The 21,264-nt window shown below is 44.2% G+C and carries 10 protein-coding genes and 1 tRNA gene; 8 read left to right on the top strand and 3 right to left on the bottom strand.

Annotated elements, in window-relative coordinates; translation table 11 throughout:
- The first annotated feature begins 80 nt into the window (after positions 1–80).
- Entirely contained in the window at positions 81–548 is a 468-nt protein-coding gene (nrdR, locus tag MHI14_RS21285; protein WP_036609807.1) for a transcriptional regulator NrdR, read from the top strand.
- Between the two features lie 185 nt (positions 549–733).
- Positions 734–806 (top strand) — tRNA-Ala (locus MHI14_RS21280).
- A 246-nt stretch (positions 807–1,052) separates the two neighbouring features.
- Here MHI14_RS21280 and MHI14_RS21275 read toward each other — a convergent pair.
- Entirely contained in the window at positions 1,053–4,673 is a 3,621-nt protein-coding gene (locus MHI14_RS21275; RefSeq protein ID WP_341131161.1) for an S-layer homology domain-containing protein, read from the bottom strand.
- A gap of 487 nt (positions 4,674–5,160) precedes the next feature.
- Here MHI14_RS21275 and MHI14_RS21270 point away from each other — a divergent pair, with 487 nt between their 5' ends.
- Together MHI14_RS21270 and MHI14_RS21265 are read left to right on the top strand one after the other, a co-directional pair.
- Entirely contained in the window at positions 5,161–13,206 is an 8,046-nt protein-coding gene (locus tag MHI14_RS21270) for an immunoglobulin-like domain-containing protein (protein ID WP_341131160.1), read from the top strand.
- Between the two features lie 263 nt (positions 13,207–13,469).
- Positions 13,470–14,255 carry a hypothetical protein gene (locus MHI14_RS21265; protein WP_289391887.1) on the top strand — a complete coding sequence of 262 codons (786 nt, stop codon included), beginning with the start codon at positions 13,470–13,472 and terminating at the stop codon, positions 14,253–14,255.
- A gap of 158 nt (positions 14,256–14,413) precedes the next feature.
- On the opposite strand, the gene MHI14_RS21260 is transcribed toward MHI14_RS21265, so the two are convergent.
- Entirely contained in the window at positions 14,414–15,352 is a 939-nt protein-coding gene (locus tag MHI14_RS21260; protein ID WP_341131159.1) for an FAD:protein FMN transferase, read from the bottom strand.
- 9 nt (positions 15,353–15,361) lie between these two features.
- Complete coding sequence (locus MHI14_RS21255; protein WP_289391889.1) at positions 15,362–16,291, bottom strand: LysR family transcriptional regulator; 930 nt, start codon at positions 16,289–16,291, stop codon at positions 15,362–15,364.
- A 155-nt stretch (positions 16,292–16,446) separates the two neighbouring features.
- Here MHI14_RS21255 and MHI14_RS21250 point away from each other — a divergent pair, with 155 nt between their 5' ends.
- The 4 genes from MHI14_RS21250 (at position 16,447) to MHI14_RS21235 (ending at position 21,151) form a co-directional block, all read left to right on the top strand.
- Positions 16,447–17,085 carry an NADPH-dependent FMN reductase gene (locus MHI14_RS21250; RefSeq protein ID WP_341131158.1) on the top strand — a complete coding sequence of 213 codons (639 nt, stop codon included), beginning with the start codon at positions 16,447–16,449 and terminating at the stop codon, positions 17,083–17,085.
- 13 nt (positions 17,086–17,098) lie between these two features.
- Positions 17,099–19,522 carry a flavocytochrome c gene (locus MHI14_RS21245; RefSeq protein ID WP_341131157.1) on the top strand — a complete coding sequence of 808 codons (2,424 nt, stop codon included), beginning with the start codon at positions 17,099–17,101 and terminating at the stop codon, positions 19,520–19,522.
- Between the two features lie 247 nt (positions 19,523–19,769).
- On the top strand, positions 19,770–20,579 hold the full coding sequence (locus MHI14_RS21240; protein WP_341131156.1) for an alpha/beta hydrolase: 810 nt from the start codon (positions 19,770–19,772) through the stop codon (positions 20,577–20,579).
- A 44-nt stretch (positions 20,580–20,623) separates the two neighbouring features.
- Positions 20,624–21,151 carry a MarR family winged helix-turn-helix transcriptional regulator gene (locus MHI14_RS21235; RefSeq protein WP_339309059.1) on the top strand — a complete coding sequence of 176 codons (528 nt, stop codon included), beginning with the start codon at positions 20,624–20,626 and terminating at the stop codon, positions 21,149–21,151.
- Positions 21,152–21,264 lie beyond the last annotated feature (113 nt).

The following is a 21,264-nucleotide window of genomic DNA, read 5'->3' as shown; positions in this document are numbered from 1 at the left end:
TGTGTCGGCAATGCGTTTTTCATTACAAAATCAGTACAGGGAATATGTGGTAAAAAGTAAAACGTGGGAAGTGATCTGATTTGAAGTGTCCTTATTGCGGTTATATGGGTACCAAAGTGCTTGATTCGCGTCCGGCCAACGAAGCAAAATCCATTCGTCGTCGCCGTGAGTGTGAGCAGTGTGCCCGAAGATTTACAACGTTTGAGATGATTGAAGAGACTCCACTGATTGTTATTAAGAAAGATGGCAGTCGTGAAGAGTTCAGCCGGGATAAAATTCTCCGCGGGCTTATTCGTGCCTGTGAGAAACGTCCAGTCTCCGTAGAGACCCTGGAAATGATGGTATCTGAAGTGGAGAAATCTCTGCGTAATACAGCTGATGCTGAAGTTGAGAGTCGCCAGATTGGCGAGCTATTGATGGAACAATTGTTTCCGGTCGATGAAGTGGCGTATGTCCGTTTTGCGTCGGTATACCGCCAGTTCAAAGATATCAATATGTTCATGAAAGAACTGAAATCCCTGTTGTCCAAAGACGATCTGGAGGATTAGTGAAGTGGGTAAAGGGAGAAGAGCAGTCTGGAGTTCCAGTCCGTATGTGCCAGTGAAATCGGTTGTTCTTCTCCAAACACTTTGGATCATGAAAAAGTGATTGACAGCGAAAGCTGGATTTTATATGATATAGGAGTCGCCTGTGGAACGTAGCAGTGTTGGACAAGTTATCTATTTCATATCCTGGGGCCTTAGCTCAGCTGGGAGAGCGCATCGCTGGCAGCGATGAGGTCAGGGGTTCGATCCCCCTAGGCTCCATAATCAAGAACGCCATCACATTATTGCGATGGCGTTTTTTTTGTGGTGAAATAAATCAGAACATTTATTAATGAAGTAGAATTTTGGACTTGGGGTCGAGCTTGGGGACGAATATTCTAGATGCAAAAATCGAGGGTTTAAAGTCCTGATCGTAGAGTTGTCAAAAAAGTACAGTTTGAAAACAAGGAGACCCTTCCGGCTGGATATTGTCCAACCGGAGGGGTTTGTATTTTTCTGTATACGCTTTCACTTAGCCAGATATTCAACGAACCTTACAAAGATCGTGGCTACTTCGGCGCGGGTGGCGTTGGCTTTGGGAGCAAAAAAGTTGTCCGGCTTGCCTAATACGATGCCGATGTCCCGCAGTGCCTGAACGGCCTCCAATGCCCAAGAGCTGATCTCACTCTCGTCCGCGAAGGACTTTGAGTGGCTTTCAGGTATCTCATAGCCCTTGTACTTCATGTAGTTGTACAGGATCACCAGCATCTGCTCGCGCGTCATCGGTGAATTGGGGTCAAACAGGTCTGCGTTTGTACCATTGACTATGCCTTTTTCGGCTGCCCACTCGGCTGCCGCCGTGTACCACTGTCCGTCCGTCACGTCGTTAAAGCGGGAACTCGTATAGCTGGAGAGGTTTATGTTCTCAAGATTGGCCAGTACCTGCACGAACATTGCACGCGTCATTGCGGTGCCTGGTGAGAACGTTGTGGACGTCGTGCCGTTGAAAAGATCGTATGTGTAGGCGAAATTTATATCGTTGTAGAACCAGTCGTCCATGTTGGCATCCCTGAAAGGATTGCCCGATATCACGAGGAGGCCCAGTGGGGTGGCGTCATCAAACGCCAGCTCCGTAGCCTCACGGATGTTCAGCGAGATGCCGTTGTCTAAGCCAACTCTTGCGCCACTCGGTCCTACCACAACCGCTCCGCCGCTCCGTATCTTCGATCCGCCGTGGATATCCACACGGTTGCCATTGGGCAGGTTCACATGCGCGTCTTTGCCACCTACTGTAACCGTACCGTCGCTCGCGATCGTCGAGCCGCCCGAAATGGTCACTGTGCTGTCGCCGCCGGGTAGTGTCACTTCGGCGCTCTTGTCTGCCGGAATGGTTACCTTACCGTTTGAGTCTATCGTTGTGCCTTCGGGCACCTTAATCTTCGTCCCGCCTTTGGTTGCAATCTCGCCGCCGCCGGGGAGGGTGGTGTTGCCGTTTTTGTCTGTGACCGCGGGTTTATCCTTCGGTGTATTCACTGTGTAGGTCGACTTTGGCGTTCCAGCGTCTGTCCCGGTGGCCGTATTGACAGTGTTGCCCGTATTACCGATGTTGCCGGTATTTCCGGTGTTGCCCGTATTGCCGCCAGAATCAGGCACAGTGGGGTTCGTCGTCTTCATCGGCGTCGTCGTCGCACTGATCTCCGCGCCGTCGCCCTTTGCGTTCACCGCGATGATGGTGAAGCTGTAGCCTTGACCGTTTGTCAGGTTCTTGAAGGTATATTTGGTCTCCGCCGCATCCAGTGTGACCGGCGTTACGTTGCCATACCATACCTTGTAGCCCAATATCGGACTGCCACCGTCGTCAGCAGGAGCAGTCCAGCTCAATGTGACCTGTCCGTCACCCGCTGTCGCCTTGAAGCCGCTCGGAGCACCGGGCACGACCGGTTTTCTCTGCGCGAACATCCAATCAAAGACATCTGTGTAGTCATTGTTCCAAGCCGGCAAGTTAGAGGACTGCGCCGTAGGAGCTATACTCCAAGTTCCCATAGTGATCTGATTGTAAAGAACCGCTGCTTCCACTTCATGTGCTATATAATCAGCCATAACAGGTGTATTGGCAGGATTAGGCCTCAGATTCGGCTGATCAAATTGATTGTAGGGCCACGTAAGAGCCTCATTACTCTCAAAGCGTGAAGCCCTTGCGTTGATCATTTTCGGCATATTGTTATTGATGAAGTTATTGAGGTTAGTCTGGTAGCCTCCAACATTATGAGCATTTACAAACATCCAATAGGCCAGGTTGTTGTGAGCGTCATTGTCCTTAGCGTTCGGTGAACCACTTACCGGGGCCATAGGTGCAGCGGCAGCGAAGAAGCCAGGATAGCTGTTAACTAAGTTGTTGGTATACTGGCCGCCCCAGGAGAAGCCCGCCGCGTAAACACGGTTAGGGTCTACTTCGGCGCTCGCAATCAAGGCGTCTATGACCTTCTTAACATTCTCTGTTGAGGGAACAGATACGCCATTATAGGAAATATTCAGTACATGGCTGGCGTACTTATCGGGATTTTGCTCCATCTTTTTCATTAGAGCGACTGAGCCGTTGGCGGATTTCATGGCCGCTTTTTGGTCTGTCGCAGCGTTTGTGCCGCCGCGTGACATGCCGTGAGTATAAACATACAGTGGCAATCCTTTCATCACCTTACCATCATCATCCCTGTGAAGGTAGAGCGAACGATTGACCGAATTGTCCGTGAAAGTAGTGAACTTATCGAGGATTGGATTCACAACCTTTTCCTGTTCAAAAACCACGTTGTGAAGCGGATTTCCTTCTGTCAGTACAATCTCTCCGTTTTGGACAATGGTGTAAACCTGCTTTGTCGAGTTACTGCTGCCATCCAGCGTTGTATTGCCGCCGCTCTCTGAATAAAACTCAGACTCAACGACGATGTAACGACCGCTCTCCAGTCCGTCCTGATAATCGGGTGAATTGCTAACCTGCCCCACATAGCCGCGTACCTTTGGCTCGTCATTAGCGTATACCCTAGTGATCTTGCGCGTCCCTTCAAAGGTCACCGCTTCGCCGTTCAGAGTCGTGTTCCTAGCTGACAAAGTAAACAAGCCCGGATTAAGCTCGGAGCCTAACGCAGCCTTCCCCTCGCCTAAGTCAATGATGACAGCCGTTGTGTATTCGCCACTGGCGAAGTTGTCATTCCATACGATAAAGGGGAGTATCCCCGCGTCCGGATCATTTTTGAATGTCACATGAATGGTATGGTCTGTTTCAATATTCGTAAAGGTATACGTGCCAGCAGATAGAGTTACGATCTCGCCGTCTACCGTTACAGTATCCACAACTTTGCCGTAATCGGGGGTAAACGTAATTTCTTTGTTAGAGCCTCGATCTATTCTCAGAACATCGCCGGGTGGGTTCAACGTTATTCGGCCCCCCGGACCTGCAGTTGCGGTGATTGATAATCTGTTATCCACTTCATTGGCTAAGGTGAGCTGCAGGCTGTCTGTAAATGAAACAGAGCTGGTATAAGCCGCGTCCGGATCTCCGAAACTGGAAACGACTTCATAGCGGTCACCGCCCTTTTCCGTTGAGTTATTAATGTAAACCTCAAAGGTAAGCATTCCCTCCTGTAAGATCAAATTTCTTTTGGGTATTCTCATCTCCACGATATATCCTGTTTCCGTGATCTGGGTCCATGCAGCTCTGCCTGGAGCGGCCTGCCCTGAAAACACACCCGTCGCGCTGACGCGCCATTGGTTTGAGCCTGAGGTTCCGGTGCCAACATAAAACTCCAGACTGTCGTATCGGTGATCTCCACCGGCTCCCTGATATAGATTACTGTCTTGTACAACTACGCGGGCATACAGATAGTCATGATCCCAAAGGATTCTGGCTGTGCCCGTGGCATGGGGTCTTGGGTCGGTGGGCACAGTGCTTTTGTTGATGTGATGCTCCATTGTTTGGCTCCAGAGTGGGTCGTTTGACCCGAGTTCGGGAGTTCCAAAAATGGCGGTGGGTGTTTCATTCGCTTCTGCGTTCTCGATGTTGTCAGTAGCGGCGGCATAGCTGGTAGGCAATAGCGACGCCACCATTACCAAGCAACAGAGGAACGCGAGCATTCTGCTAAATCGTTTTGGCATAAATGAAAATCCTCCTTATTTTTCGATCGGGTGCGCCCACGGCTTACCGCATCGATTTCGGACACGTTGTCCATATGACAAGCGCCCAACTATATATATTAAGTTTATCAGGGGTTCAATCCTTTAATTTACACATAAACCATACGTAAACATCTAGAACGGCAGAGATGCCGTTTTATTGTTTTGATAATCTTGTACGCATCTGTGCATGTAGATTGCTTCATATCAATAGTGTTGCAGTCTGCATTCATTTCAAATTGCAATAAAAAAATCCACCTTATTAACAAGAAACTACATTGAATTAGAAGTGTTGAAGACGTAATATGAGGAGAAATGTAAGCGCATTCATTTCAGGGTGTTTCTTTAGCTCCTTGAAACGAGGTGGTCTTGTTTTAAAGATGAAATAAGGATTACGTGCTTTTGAATATTAAACGAGGGGAAGAATGCTATGCGAAAGCGGATTTCAATCATAATGTTAGCTTTTCTTTTGACCTTTAGTAGCTGTTTTAGTCTTGTCCTGCCATTTAGCAATCAAGCTTCAGCGGACACAATAACACCAACGATGTTGGCACATTATCCATTGCTTGAGGATGTACAGGATATATCAGGTAATGAAAAGCATGGAACGGCCGTAGGAAATATTACGTACACCGATGGTCTCACTCTACCTGGGGGAACAGATAGTAATACGAACTACGTTCAGCTTCCTACGGGTTTGTTTGATCATCAAGAAAATACAACGATTTCTGTATGGATCAAGAGCAACACGGGGAGTGGGAACTACTCCGCATTATTCTACGGTACGCCAGCAGCTGGCAATAACTTGCCAACGAATTACTGGATGTTTAATCCATCGAATCCAAGTGGGGATTTTAAGTCCGTATTTACAGATCGCAATAATGTTGACCAGCCTTGGACGACTGAGGTAGGCGTATCAGGCACTTCTACGTTGCAGTACGAAGGTCTATGGGTCCACTATACGACGGTCATTACAGAACGATCTATTACAGGATACATTAACGGTGCTAGTATCGGCACGGCCGCCAAAGAGAAAACAACAGCAAGCTTTGGTACGGATTTGCAAGCTTACATCGGTCGCTCCAATTATTTGGGGGATGCTACTTTTGCGGGCAGCTTTCAAGATTTAAGAATTTATGGAGAAGCACTCAATAGTGAGGATATCGCTGTAGTATATGAACAATCATTGAATGAAAAGCAAGTACAACAAGGCAAAATAGAGCTAACGTTAGGTGATGTATCGGCTGTTACCGAATCTCTTGAACTTCCTTCTACAGATAAGTATGGTGCATTGATATCATGGACTTCCAGTGATGAAAGTGCGATAAGTCCAACCGGGGAAGTGTTTTTACGAGAGATGGAGCAACAAGTGACGCTAACTGCAACCATTTCTTTAGGTGGAAGCCAGGCAACGAAGGAGTTCATTGTTACCTTACTACCTAAGAGTGACTCTATGGAGCAGATTACCGTTCAAGAAAAGATGCTAAAAGATGATCTTATTCTTCATTACAACATGAAAACGACCGAAGAAGTAGACGGTCAACTCGTACTGAAGGATGTTGCCAACAAGGCAGTTACATTTGACGGAATATTTAGAAATCCAAACAATGGACAATTCATTTCAAACAGTGAGGTTGGCTTTGTTTCCTTCAATGGTGGAAGCTCTACATCGAATAGTGGACATATTGAGATTCCTAAGGGCTCCAATGGACTAGATCTACTACACGGTCTGAATGAGATTACAGTATCTTCAATCGTGAACTGGACGAATGATGGTACGAATCGTTGGATCTTCGGTTTGGGGACGGTATTAACACCGGAAACGAACAAATATTTCTTCATAACGCCACGTCACGGTAGCGGATCAGGTAATATGATTGCTACAGGTATCTCCAAAAATGGCTGGCCAAACGAAGCATTAGTTACAGGTAGCGCAAACTCAAACCTGATCGGTGGGCAGTGGAAGCATGTAACGGTGTCCTTGTCCGAAGCTAGCAATAGGATAACGTTATTCGTAGATGGAGTTAAGGTTGCTTCAGGTAATGCGAAGGGACTAAAGCTGTCAGAAATTATTAATTCGGATGCTCCATTCTCTGGTTTCATCGGTAAGTCAATCTTCTCAAACGATCCGTATCTTCAAGGTAGCGTAGCTGATTTTCGAGTATATGATCGCGCGTTGACGGAGCAAGAAGTAGGCGAGTTATATCAACAAGAGGGAGCAACTCACATCTCAAAAATACGTCAGCTCACTGTTGATGATGCCGCGAATCAACTTGACATCAGTCGTTACTTAGGTGAAGGCGATAAGAGCGCTGATATGATAACAAGAAACGTTACATTACCGACAAGCGGTAAAAACGGCGTGAGCATTACTTGGAGTTCCAGTCATCCTACGGTCATTTCTAACAGTGGCACTGTACAACGTCCAGCTGTTCAGGCAGGCAATGTTCAGGCAGAGCTTACGGCTACTTTAACGTATCAAGGCGTATCAACTACAGCTGTATTCCCTGTTACGATCTTAAAGCAATTCGATGATCAGCAGAAGGTTGATCTGGACGCTGAACAAATAGAGATCTACAATGCGGACAACGTTAAAGGTAACTTACGTCTTGTCGCTACAGGTGAACAAGGCTCCACAATTACATGGGTATCTAGCAAACCTGCGGTTGTGAAAGGAACGGCTGAAGCGGCTGGTGACGCTACACAGCTAGGCTGGGTAAGCCGTCAAGCTACGGATACGCCAGTTACGCTAATAGCTACAATTACGAATGGTGCAGCTTCTAAAGAGCTTACGTTTAACGTTACGATTAAACAAGCAATTGCGCCAGTTCAGCCTGATGCTTACTTTTTTGCGTACTTTACAGGTGAATATGAGGGTGGTGAAGAGATATCCTTCGCTACAGCTGAAGATCCATTGTTCTGGAAAGCGCTGAATAATGGTAAGTCGATCCTTCAATCCGATATGGGTGAAAAAGGACTTCGTGATCCATTCGTTATTCGGTCACCAGAAGGTGATAAATTCTATATGTTGGCAACAGATTTGAAAATGGGCGAAAGTACAAATTTCGACCAAGCTCAAATTACGGGTAGTCATTACATGATGATTTGGGAGTCGGAGGATCTCGTTCATTGGGGCGAGCAGCGTATGATTGAGGTTGCGCCCAAGACGGGAGGAAATACTTGGGCACCAGAAGCAATCTATGATCCAGTAACTGGAGAGTATATCGTATTCTGGGCATCATCGATGAAAAACACAGAGACATATGGTGACTATAACGGAAGACCGGAAGGTCAGTACAATGTGATGTACTACGCAACAACAAGAGACTTCTACAACTTCTCTGAGCCAAAGGTCATGATTGATGAGTCACTTCCAACCATTGATACGACGTTTATTGAGCATAATGATATGTTGTACCGATTCACCAAGTCAGAAGTGAATACGAAAGTGTATGTGGAGAAAGCACCAACTTTTTACTATGACAAGGACGGTATTGCAGCAAACGGCCTTCAATACGACGCTGTTCCTGGTACACGTGACAATAAACTTGGCTTGATCGGAAATAATGGAAACAACGAAGGGCAAACGATTTTTAAAGATAATAAAAAAGACAAATGGTATCTGTTCCTTGATTCATGGCCATATCATGTCCGATATACAACAGATTTGGATAGTAGCACGCAATATATTAACAATGTATTAAGTAGTGATCAATATGCACTTCCGCCAGGACCACGACACGGAACGGTAATTCCAATCTCACGTGCAGAGTATGATGCTTTGCAAGAGAAGTATGCATGGAAAGGTCCAGCACCAGCAACAGACCCGGTTGTACATTACTCATTCGATGCAAATACAGTGAATGGTACAACGTTGAATGACATTTCTGGTAATGGTCATCACGCAACACTAGTAGGTGGAGCAACGATTAATGAAGAGGATCGTATCGGTAAAGCTGGTGGTGCACTAGAACTTAATGGATCAACTGGATATGTGAAGCTACCAGATAACTTGATTCAATCCTTGAATCTTGAGAAGGCTACGTTTTCTACATGGGTTCAAATGGACAGAAATCAAGCAAATCAAAGGATATTTGATTTTGCTTCCGAGACAGGCAGACAGGTTAACCGCAACACCATGTACTTGAGCACACAAGGGGATACAGGTAGTTTGGAGTTCGCTGTCGTAACACCTTTTACAGAGAAATTTAGCAATGACAGCACGCGATTAGGATCAGAATATAAATATGCGGTGAGAAATGCTGGACTATTACCAACGAAGACTTGGCAGCATGTTGCCATTACAATGGATGAATTTGATGCAGTATTGTATGTGAATGGTCTAGAGGTTAAACGTAGCTCGACATTTAACGTTGAGCCGCGAATGTTACTGGAAACAACGATAAATTATATTGGTAAATCGAGAAACGGCTCTCATAGTCTATTTGATGGTAAATTGGATGATTTCCGTATTTATAATCGTGCATTATCCGTTGAAGAGATTGCAACATTAGCTGATGAAGACGTTACTCCTCCAGTAGAGCAGCCATCTGGGGCAGAGCTCATTCTTCACTACGATATGAATGATATCGATGGTGCCGCGGTTATTGACCAAACAGGAAATTTCAACGGAAAATGGATGAATCCGTCTAAAGCAGAATGGATTCGTACACAAGATGCCGGTGTACTAGGCTTTACTGGTGGCACAACTAACTCTTATGTAGAGCTGCCACAAGGAGTTCTCGATGGATTAACGGATATGACCGTTTCATCCATTGTGAACTGGAGCGGTAAAAACGCTGCGGAGTGGTTGTATGCATTAGGAAGACCAGACAATAATACACACTATACGTACTTCACACCACGTTATAATGCTAACGGTCTAGCTCGCCTTGGTATCGCGACGAATGCTTGGAATAATGAGTCTTCAACTTCCACCACGGGCTTAAAGAATAATGAATGGAAAGTAGTTACGACTGTTGTTTCAGGCACGGATGGTACACTAACGCTTTATATTGATGGTGTTGCAGTTGCCTCAGGCTCAACGAATGGGATGACACTAGAACAAATAAAAAATACTTCAGGCAGTAGTGGATATATCGGTAAGTCATTTTATCCAGCTGATCCATACTTCGGTGGTATGATTGCAGACTTCCAAATCTATGATGGTGCTATGACTGCGGCAGATATTACATCACTTAAGGCCCATTCAGATCAGAAGATTGCTTTAATGGAGGGTATGCTTGTATCGGCTGCGACGGAGAAATTAACGATTCATGATCTTCTTGCTGCTAATGCATCAAAAGATACGATTATAAGCAATGTCACATTGCCAACATCAGGCGCTTATGGCACAACAATAAGCTGGACTTCAGATAAGGAGAATGTCATCTCAACTACAGGTGCCGTAACTAGACCAGCTAATGCAAAAGGTGATCAAGTTGTAACGTTAACAGCAGTATTTACAGATGGTACAGAGACAGTTAACAAAACTTTTCAGTTGACGGTTAAGGCATTGCCAAACGATGTCACTTCTGTAGATGAAGCAAAAGCAGCACTAGTCGTTCATAACATTAATGATGTAAGAGGTCATATAACAATACCAGCATCTGGACTATACGGAACAACAATTACTTGGGCTTCTGCACAACCGAACGTCGTTTCAGTTACTGGAGAAGTAAAACGTCCGGCACACGGTAGTGGAAATGTAGACGTGAAGCTTACAGCTACGATTACATTAAATTCAGCATCCACTACGAAGGAATTCATTGCAAAGGTGAAGGAACTGCCTGCTGATGAAAAATATGCGGGATACTTTTTCACATATTTCACTGGAGAAGGTACTTCAACAGGCGAGCAAGTTTACTTTGCACTAAGTAACGGCAATGATCCGTTGAACTGGCGAGAATTGAATGATGGTAAACCCGTATTGACCTCTACCTTAGGGGAGAAAGGGGTACGTGATCCGTTCATTATTCGTTCGCCTGAAGGTGACAAGTTCTACATGATCGCTACCGATCTGAAAATTAACGGCAATGGTAACTGGGGCAGAGCACAGACATGGGGCAGTCGTTCCATTATGGTTTGGGAATCGAATGATCTAGTCAACTGGACAGATCAACGCATGGTAGAGGTTGCACCGGAAGAAGCGGGTAATACATGGGCACCAGAAATTATGTACGACGAGACAACGGGTGAATATATCGTATTTTGGGCATCAAGAATGTTTGATGATGCATCCCATACAGGCAGTGCATATCAAAAAATGATGTATAGCAAGACAAGAGATTTCTATACGTTTACGGAACCGCAAGTATATTTGGATTATGGATATTCCATCATTGATACAACGATGATTGAGCATGATGGAAAAGTGTATCGTTTTACAAAGGATGAGCAAGACAACGGAGTTTCTGCTCCATTTGGCAAGATGATCTTCCAAGAGGTGGGTGACTCGATCTTAGATCCAACCTTCAAGATGATTAATCAAGGCGTTGGTAACATCAAATGGGTCGAGGGTCCAACGATCTTCAAATCGAATACAGATGAAAAATGGTATTTATTAGTAGATGAGTTTGGTGGAAGAGGTTATGTTCCATTCGAGACAACCAATCTTGCATCAGGTGCCTGGACATTATCTTCTAACTACAACTTACCAGCTAGTCCGCGTCACGGAACGGTAATTCCAATTACACAAAGTGAGTATGATGCACTCAATGGGAAGAACGTACCCGTTAGCGGAATTAGCTTGGACAAAACGACGTTGTCCATCGTAGAAGGTCAATCAGGGCAATTGACAGCTACGGTAACACCAGCTAATGCAACGAAAAAAGCAGTAACATGGAGCTCAAGCAATACAGCTGTAGCCACTGTAAGTGCGACAGGTCAAGTAACAGCCGTGGCACCAGGAACAGCAAGGATTACAGTAACTACAGTGGATGGTGGTTTATCATCCAGCGCTACGGTAACGGTAACACCATTGGTTGAACCGGCTGCACCAGGAGAAGTGACCAGAACAAGCGTGACAGCGGGTAATCAAAAGCTGACTCTGAAATGGAGTAATCCTGCAGACAGCGATCTGGTCGCTATTAAGATTACAGGTCATGGAAATACAGAGTTTAAAACGGTAACGCTGAATATTGCGGCTAGCAGTTATGAAGTCACAGGACTTGCGAATGGTACGCGTTATGAATTCCGTATTACTACGGTAAACGCAGCGGGACATGAATCCGCAGGGGTTGTGGTGTCAGGAACACCACAAGCACCAAGCAGTGGTAATGGTAATGGTAATGGAAATGGTGGCGGTGATGGTAACATCCCTGCACCTACAGTACCAACAGCTCCAGGTGGAAGTGAGCCAGTGGTCATGGACAATGGTCAAATAAACATTAAGCCAGTTGTAAATGAGAGCGGTACTTCTGAAGTGAAGTTAAGTGCGGATACAATGAAGCGTGCGCTTGATCAAACGACAGGCGGTAAGTTACACATGCGAGTTGAAGCTGATGCAAGCTTGAACGGGCTAACGATTGAGCTAGCCGTAGATCCGCGTTTAACAAGTGGATCTTCTACGGTAGATCGCATCGAGATCAACACAGGCTCTGCAGTCGTAACCGTGGCAACCGAACTGCTTGGAACAGGAACAAATGCGGGGAAAACGTTAGGATTGTCGATTAAGAAAATCGCAGCTAATCAACTGCCAGCTGGCGCCTCAGCTCAGCTGAACGGTGAAGTCGTATACGATATCGAGCTAACGATGGATGGTAAGAAACTTACAGAGTTTGATGGCAGAGATGATCTCGTGATTGAATTGCCATACACACTAAAGGCTAACGAAAATCCAAACAACGTCGTCGTATACGATGTGAAGGACAACGGAGAGTTAAGAGTGGTGACGAATGGTAAATACAATGCAGCGACAGGAAAAGTAGAGTTCAAGCCAACGTATCTAAGCAAGTATACGGTAGCATATGTTGCAACGAGCTTTAAGGATGTGACCCAAGACTGGGCGAAGGATGCAATCTCAGCATTGGGAGCAAGAGGTATTGTGAAGGGTGTAGGTGACGGCGAGTTTAATCCGAATGGTCAAGTGACAAGAGCAGAATTCATCACCATGCTGATGAATATGTTTGAGTTATCGGATGAGAGCGCAACGACAAGTTTTAGTGATGTGAAGCAAGGAGAATGGTACCATGGAAATATCGCAACCGCGCAGAAGCTGGGGATTGTGAATGGGAAACCAAATGGAAGATTCGGAGTTCATGAGAACATTACACGAGAAGATATGGCGGTTATGGTATACAAGGCGATCCAAATGAAGCAACTAGCGTTAGCAAGTGGTGAAGTTACAGCCTTCAAGGATGAAGCAAACATCGCAAGTTATGCGAAGCAAGCGGTAGAGGCAATTCAGGGGGCGGGCATAATAAACGGTGTAGGCAACGATGAGTTTGCACCGAAGAAGAATGCTAGCCGTGCAGAAGCAGCAGTGATGATCTATAATGTGTTGGGTTTGATGTAGACACGTTAAGTATAGGGCAGTTGCTATTGATTCACTCTGATAATATGAAATGTGGGTGCTCTAATAAATACTTGATACAAAAAAAGTTGGGCGGAAGAACTTTTTCCGTCCACTTTTTTATCTGTTTAATTTAACGCCGTAAAGTGGCTCCTAAGGTGCTGGGGTTTTGGCGTAGGGGGGATAATTTCTGGATTCCCCCAAGGGAATAGGATACTATAACTATATAACTTCTAACGGACGAAAAAGTAATCGGAGGGACACAAATGGATTTAAGTACGTGGTTAGGTATAATAAGTATCGTTATCTCGTGTATTGGTTTGTTGGTTACAGTAAACAAAGTAAGTTACAGGAATAGTCATAATAGTAATGTTAATGGTAGTTTTAATAAGACAAAGATCATTGATAAAAGTAAGACTACGTATGAAAATCATAATCATGTTACTGTTACCCCAATAGCTCAGCCCCAACTAATAAATCAAGAAGATGACTCAGCTATGAAAATTGCTGGTGGAATTGCAGCATCAGTTGTGTCAGCGATACTGATATTTTATTATGTTAAGTACAGAGCTTTTATTATCGACATATCTTCTATAGTTATGATAGTTGGGGTGTTGACAGCTTTGTTAGTAGTTACTCTGAAAGTTTCTCTTTCAAGAGGGTATAAAGTTTACATACTGCTTGTTTGGATTATCCTGTCTGGGCTTATTATTCTATCGAATCATCCGATATACCCACCAGATCAACTTGATAGTGCATTAAGTAAATTTAGTCAAATTGAAGTGAGTTCTGCACCTAAAACATTATGGGAACTTCATAATAGCAACCCTAATGCATCACTTTTTTTAACGTTTCAAATTGGTGGATTAATAATGATAGTATTCTATTTGGCTACTTACTTTAAATTAATCTATAAGATACTAGCAAGCAAACCTCTTCAACCAATTAAGACTTTGTTTAAAGGTGACATTATGTTTTGGGCTATTATCTTTGTATTCATTAGTGGAGCGGCAGTAGAGTTTATTCGATTCCTACAAAATTTATCTGTTTAAATATATCTAAGTTGCTGACGAGAGATATGTTGAACTGGATTGAGGTGAGGCTCCTGCCGCTTTGCAGGGGGCTTTTTCTTTGTAAAAGAACGGCACGATATTTGTAATGTATAACGCAAAAAGCCGTTAGATCCTGGCTTAAAGAAGTAGCTGTTAACTTACCTTAATACAGGCTCAATTCTTCCCCTAAGATTATCGGTATAGGCCAGATTTCCATCCGTCGTAATTACGGCAGCTTCGATATCCTTCATATTATTTACTTTATGAATAATCGAGACCGCATCTAACCCAAACAATTCTGTAGTATATATGTCGCAGTCCAGCGATTTATCCGCAATAATCGTTAACGAAGCAATATTACTTTTGATGGGATAACCTGTTCTGCTGTTAAATATATGATGGTACTGACTCCCTTCCTTTTCTAAAACTCTCTCGTATATTCCTGATGTAACAACGGATTGCTCGCGTATACTAACGAGTGCTGCTGCATTTCCTCTAGGTAAAAAGGGATTTTGAATTCCAACCTTCCAGTGACTGGACCCGGTGGGAGAATCGCCATGAACCAGAACATTGCCGCCCATATCGACCATAGCTGATGCAGCTCCGTTTTTTTTGAAAAATGACATAACTTGATCGGCAAAATAACCTTTAGCAATCGCTCCAAGGTCAATTTCCATGCCCTTTTTGAATAAATGAACCGTTTGCTGCTCATCGTCAAGCTGTATATGCTCCGGATTCAAGAGCTCCAGCACCGCTTTAATCTCTGTATCCTCCGGCACATGTGCCTCGCGGAAACCAATTCTCCACAATTTGATCAAAGGCCCTATCGCAATATTCAGAAAAGAATCCTTATTCAGGCTGTGTTCTTTGCCTATCTTAATAAGATCATACAGTTCCTTGTCTACTCTAAGCGGATGTGATGCGGCTTCTTTTTTTAGCATGGCAAGCTGCGATTGCTCACTGTTGGCACTAAACACTTGTTCATAACGGACGAGCATATTCACGGCTTCCTCGGCAAGCTCTTCAGCATCTGTCCCCTCGATATAGAGGGATATGTTAGTTCCCATAAGCGGTATCGTTCTCGTAAAAGGTTTCATGATAGCCTCCTATATTGCACATTGTTGTCCGTGATTGAGAAAAGTATGGATGAGGTCATGATCCACGCTATTCAGCTTTTTTTCTCCATGATGGGCTATAAAATAATCCAGACTCATCTTCTCTATAGGGATTGGATAGATGTTGTATTCCGAAGGGCACTCCTTGATATGGATACTTTCAGGCACAAAGGTCAGACCTAAATTATGCTTTGCCAGCTTCAGTACCGTGTAAATTTCTTTGCTCTCCATCACGATATTAGGCTGTATCTTGTAGACACTGAGCAATTGATCAATCTGTTTTCGGATTGCCGAACCCTTGGACGTTAGAATAAGCTGTTGATTCAAAATGGTGCTAATCTCAATCGTGCCCTCCGGGATAATTGCAACATTCTCTTGATATAATTCACAGCAACGCGGAATGATGGCCTGGTAACTGTGCCTGCCCCAGTTAAACGAGTTCAAGTTAGGGGAGATACTGCTTGAATTTTGCCCGATCCAGAAGTCCAACTCATTATTTTGGAGACGTTTCTCATTTTTTTCAGGTAAATCCTCGACAAGATTAATTTTATAAGCAGGATGAAGCTCCAGAAAAGCTGGTAAAAAAAGGGGCGTTAAGTACGCACCGAGGCTCGGAAGAATGCCGATCCGTAACACTTTATTGTCGAGATCCGATACATATGAGATTTCCCTCATAAGTTTGGCGTAGCTATGTTCGAGTGACGTTAGGTATTGATAATATATTTTTCCCTGCTCGGTTAATCGGTACGGAAGTTTGTTGCGAGTGATTAGCTCACAGCCCAATTCACTTTCGATTTTCTTGATAACCTTAGTGAGGTAGGGCTGAGATATGTAAAGGGATTGTGCGGCCCTGCTATAGTTACTGTATTTCAATAGGCTGTCAATGTAACACAAGATATCTTGAGATTCTAACTTAGACATGTTCCTCACCCTTTGTGAAAAAAGTAACAAACTTTGAATTTGAGGTGATTATAACAAATTAGTTATCAAACTGCAATGAATAACTATTAGATCATTTGAGCTTTGAATGTTAGAGTTATGCCGAAAGAACGAGTCTGACATTTACGAACATCATCTTGAATGACAGAGAGGGGATTATGATGAACTATTTAGCAATCGTAGGCACAAATTCAGATGTGTCAACCAACCGGACGTTACTTCAATTTATGCAAAAGCATTTTGCTAGTGAAGCCCAGATTGACTTGTTTGAAATTAAGGATTTGCCTGCTTTTATTGAAAAAGATGAAATAGAGGATGCTGAAGTTGATATTCCTGTGAAGGTACAAGACTTATTAGATCAAATCTCTAGAGCGAAAGGTGTCATTATCGCTACTCCTGAGTATGACCATGCGATTCCTGCCGTTCTGAAAAGTGCGCTGGAATGGATCAGTTATACCACTCAAACCTTGAAAGACAAGCCGGTTCTGATTGTGGGTGCTTCACATGGTGCACTCGGTTCTTCCAGGGCACAAGCACATCTTAGACAAATCCTGGATTCGCCTGAGCTTGGTGCGAGAATGATGCCTAGCAGCGAGTTTCTTTTGGGAAAATCACAGAGTGCATTTGATAGCAGTGGTAATCTCATTGACGCTGACAAAGTAGCGGAGCTTGACGAAATCTTCAGGGAGTTTGTTTTGTTTACGGAGATCACTACGGAACTGCTGTCAAAACGGACGTTGAAGAAAAAAACGAAGAAATTTTCCTGGCAAGAGTAGGGGGCTAATCACAATGAAAATCATAGCGATCGTTGGCACAAATGCAAAGAAATCGTATAATCGCAAGCTGCTTCAATTCATACAAAAGCATTTTGAGTCCAGAGCAGCCATTGAAATCCTCGATATTACAGATGTTCCGATGTTTAATCAGTCCGATAACCAAACAAACAGTGCAATTATACAATCGTTTAATGAAAAAATTATGGCAAGTGATGGTGTCATTATTGCGACTCCAGAATATAACCATTCCATCCCTTCATCCCTTAAAAGCCTGCTGGAATGGTTGAGCTTTGAAATCCATCCGCTGGCTGGAAAACCCGTGATGATCATAGGTGCGTCACAGGGAACACAAGGTTCCTCGCGTGCACAGCTGCATCTTCGTCAAATTCTGGATGCACCAGGTGTCGAAGCTAATGTGATGCCAGGGTATGAATTTTTGCTTGGCAGCGCACATAAAGCATTTGACGAATCAGGCAACCTGAACAATGAAGGAACGATCGATTTCCTGGAAACATGTTTCCTGCGGTTCCTTCGGTTTGCCAAAATTTCAAATCAGCTGAACGAAGAAGAAGAATTCACTTATAATCCCGGTGTGTATGAGGTCAATGCCATAGGTCATAGTGGCAATCTGCCGATGAAGGTATCCTTTAGTGAAAATCGGATCGAAAGCATCGATATTGATTCCACCGGAGAAACCGAAGGTATCGCGGATGTTGTTTTTGTAAGAATTCCGAATAAAATTATCGAGGGTCAGACGCTGAATGTGGATGCTCTCTCTGGTGCTTCTGAAACAAGTAACGCTGTGATTAACGGTGTATCCAAAGCGGTTAAACTTGCCGGAGTTAACCCGGATATTCTGAAAAGACGTCCAAAACCTGCCAGCAGTCAGATGAAGAATGATGAGGAATATATTTGTGATGTAGTCGTTGTAGGAGGCGGCGGCGCTGGACTCAGTGCGGCTGCTACAGCTTTACAGTATGGAGCAAGTGCGATTGTGCTTGAGAAATATCCTGCTGTTGGGGGAAACACGATCCGTTCAGGTGGTCCTGTTAATGCTGCAGATCCTGTATGGCAACAACAGTTCACTGAGAATCCAGGGGAAAGACAGACGATTGAGAATTTATTAAGTACCGATGAGAGCTTGATCCATCCGGAATATATCGATGATTTTCATGCACTCAAAGAAGAGTTTACTGCGTATCAGGAACAGTTCGGCACAGAAAAGGCTTATTTATTTGATTCCCCGCTGCTTCACAGAATGCAAACGTATTTCGGGGGCAAACGAACGGACCTGAATGGAAACACGATCTATGGACAGTACGATCTGGTTAAAGTACTTACAGACTATTCCTTGGAAAGTGTGCAATGGCTTGAGGATATCGGTGTTGAATACGATAAAAGCATCGTGTTTGCTCCAGTGGGTGCCCTTTGGCGCCGTGGTCATAAACCTGTGAAAAGTTATGGCTCTGCATTTATCATTGCACTTAGCAAATATGTAGAAGAGCATTCAGGAAAAATTATTACAGATAGCCCGGTCAAACAACTGATCATCGAAGATGGAAAAATAACAGGTGTCATCGCAACCGGAGTTAACGGACAGAGAATTACGATTCATGCTAAAGCGGTTGTTCTTGCTAGTGGTGGTTTTGGTGCAAATACACAGATGCTCAAGGAATATAACACGTACTGGAGCCATATTGACGATGATATCAAAACAACAAATTCCTATGCGATGACTGGTGATGGAATATCGCTTGGTAAGAGTGCAGGAGCAGCACTGACAGGCATGGGCTTCACTCAAATGATGCCGGTAGCCGATCCGGAAACGGGCGAACTCTTCAGTGGACTGCAAGTACCACCTGAGAACTTTGTCATTGTGAACAAAAAGGGAGAACGATTTGTTAATGAATTCTCTGGACGAGATGTCTTAACAAAAGCGGCAATCGAGCAGGGAAGTTTATTTTACCTGATTGCGGATGACGAGATCAAGAAAACCGCAGCGAATACAAGTCAGGAAAAGATAGACCGTCAAGTCGAAGCAGGTACCTTGTTCAGAGCCGATACCATAGAAGAACTGGCAGTGAAAATCAATATGGAACCTGAAGTTCTTAGAAATACGATTGATAAGTATAACTCATATGTGGATGCGGGCTTTGATCCGGAGTTTCATAAGGATACGTTTAGCTTAAAAGTCGAGAAGTCTCCATTCTATGCCACACCTAGAAAACCGGCGGTTCACCATACCATGGGCGGAATTAAGATCGACACCCAAACTCGCGTATTGGATGAAAACGGTCAGCCGATTGCACATCTGTATGCCGCTGGGGAAGTAGCAGGAGGTATACATGCAGGCAACCGTTTAGGTGGTAATGCCTTGACAGACATATTTACTTTTGGACGAATCGCAGGTAAGACTGCTGTTGATGAAATGAACTAAAAGCCTCCCACTAAACACAAGGATTCTCGAGTGTTTAGTGGTTTTTTTATGATTCATAGCAGTGATACTTATTTGTTTGAAAACGCTTTAAAATTACTGTGGACAACAGTTATGTCGGATGATATATTGTTTCTGTGAGAAACAATATCATTTTTAAGTGAAATAATAATAAGCGTGTCCATGGTAGGGCGGAGGAAATGATCTCTCGGAGCTTAAGCTTGGACATCACAAAAAGGACGGGGAAACGATGACTAAAATTGAGACAAAGATTCAATCCTTTGACGGTACACAGCTTTATTTCAGCAAGGATACAGTAGAAAATGCAAAAGCCGCTGTCGTTATTGTACACGGACTAGCTGAGCATGCAGGGCGCTACGATTATGTGACAGAGAAGCTGAGCCAGCGCGGGTTTAACGTATATCGGTTTGACCATCGCGGTCATGCCAGATCGGAAGGACAGCGAACGTTTTATAAAGAATTTGATCATCTTATTGAAGATGTTCATGTCATTGTCGAGGCGGCATTGCAAGAGAGCGGAGATCTTCCGCTGTTTGTCATCGGACATAGTATGGGCGGTTTTGCAACCTCATCCTTTGGAACGAAATATCCTGGCAAGGTTAAAGGCATCGTGCTATCCGGAGCGCTCACTCGTTACAATACAAAAGTTGCCGGAGAACTGCCGATGGATCTTCCTACAGGCACGTATTTCCCAAATGAGCTGGGCAGCGGTGTATGCAGCGATCCTGAAGTTGTATCCGCTTACGCAAATGACCCGCTGGTGGAAAAGCAGATCTCTGTAGATATATTTAACAGTCTGGGAAATGGCATAACATGGCTCAAGGAGAAAGCCAAACAGTTTACAGATCCCGTGCTTATACTGCATGGAGCCAATGATGGACTGGTCAGCGAAAAGGATTCCCGTGATTTTTACGGCGATATCGCTTCGACGGATAAAACACTCAAAATATATGCTCATCTGATGCATGAGATATTTAATGAACCAACTCGTGATGATGTTATTGAAGAAGCAATTACATGGATTGAAAAACGAATCTGATTTCAGTAGAGTAAGAGAGAATCTGAATATGAAAGGGATTACTCATGAAATTAGATTGGATGGGCGACCATCGGGAACTGATTGAGAAAATTATCAAATACGGTAATGCGTACTCGAATACCTATAAGCTGCAGCGAAGTTATGGTACAGACATGATGTTCTCGGCTTCACAGATCCAGACGCTGGAATACATTCTGGAAGCCGAGGACAAAGAAGAGAAGATGTCGGAAATGGCGGCACGCCTGGGCGTAAGCCGCAGTACATTTTCCAAGAACGTGAAGAATCTGACGGAAAAAGGCCTGCTCGAAAAATTTCATCTAAGCGGTAACCGCAAAGACATATACGTCAAACCTTCGCCGAAAGGTCGCGAGGTATATGCGAAGTATACCGAATTTGTAAGGGAGCTTTGCTTTGATGAAATTTTCAAGTATGCAGATCAGATTTCAGAAGTGGATAAGCAGAACTTTGTTCGCATCATGGATTTATTTGCCGACGTGCTCGTCTGGTATGGTGAAAAAGAACAGGAAGCACGCAAGTTAATCAAAATTGATTCCGATTCGGGCAGCGACTAGTTTCGAGATAAAAGGGATTTTCCTCAAGGCTGTTCTGTGGCCTAACTCAATCCGAAACACGAACCTTGAAATTAAGGGCACCAGCCCATTCCCTCCGCGAATGTCCGTCATAC

This window comes from Paenibacillus sp. FSL K6-2393 (assembly GCF_038002545.1).
GTDB lineage: Bacteria > Bacillota > Bacilli > Paenibacillales > Paenibacillaceae > Paenibacillus.
This window is presented reverse-complemented; position numbering and strand designations above follow the sequence as displayed.

Coding starts and splice junctions, on each gene's coding strand:
- MHI14_RS21260 (WP_341131159.1), bottom strand. CDS start 15,352: ATGAAACCTTTTACGAGAACGATACCGCTTATGGGAACTAACATATCC.
- MHI14_RS21275 (WP_341131161.1), bottom strand. CDS start 4,673: ATGCCAAAACGATTTAGCAGAATGCTCGCGTTCCTCTGTTGCTTGGTA.
- MHI14_RS21245 (WP_341131157.1), top strand. CDS start 17,099: ATGAAAATCATAGCGATCGTTGGCACAAATGCAAAGAAATCGTATAAT.
- MHI14_RS21255 (WP_289391889.1), bottom strand. CDS start 16,291: ATGTCTAAGTTAGAATCTCAAGATATCTTGTGTTACATTGACAGCCTA.
- MHI14_RS21265 (WP_289391887.1), top strand. CDS start 13,470: ATGGATTTAAGTACGTGGTTAGGTATAATAAGTATCGTTATCTCGTGT.
- MHI14_RS21235 (WP_339309059.1), top strand. CDS start 20,624: ATGAAATTAGATTGGATGGGCGACCATCGGGAACTGATTGAGAAAATT.
- MHI14_RS21240 (WP_341131156.1), top strand. CDS start 19,770: ATGACTAAAATTGAGACAAAGATTCAATCCTTTGACGGTACACAGCTT.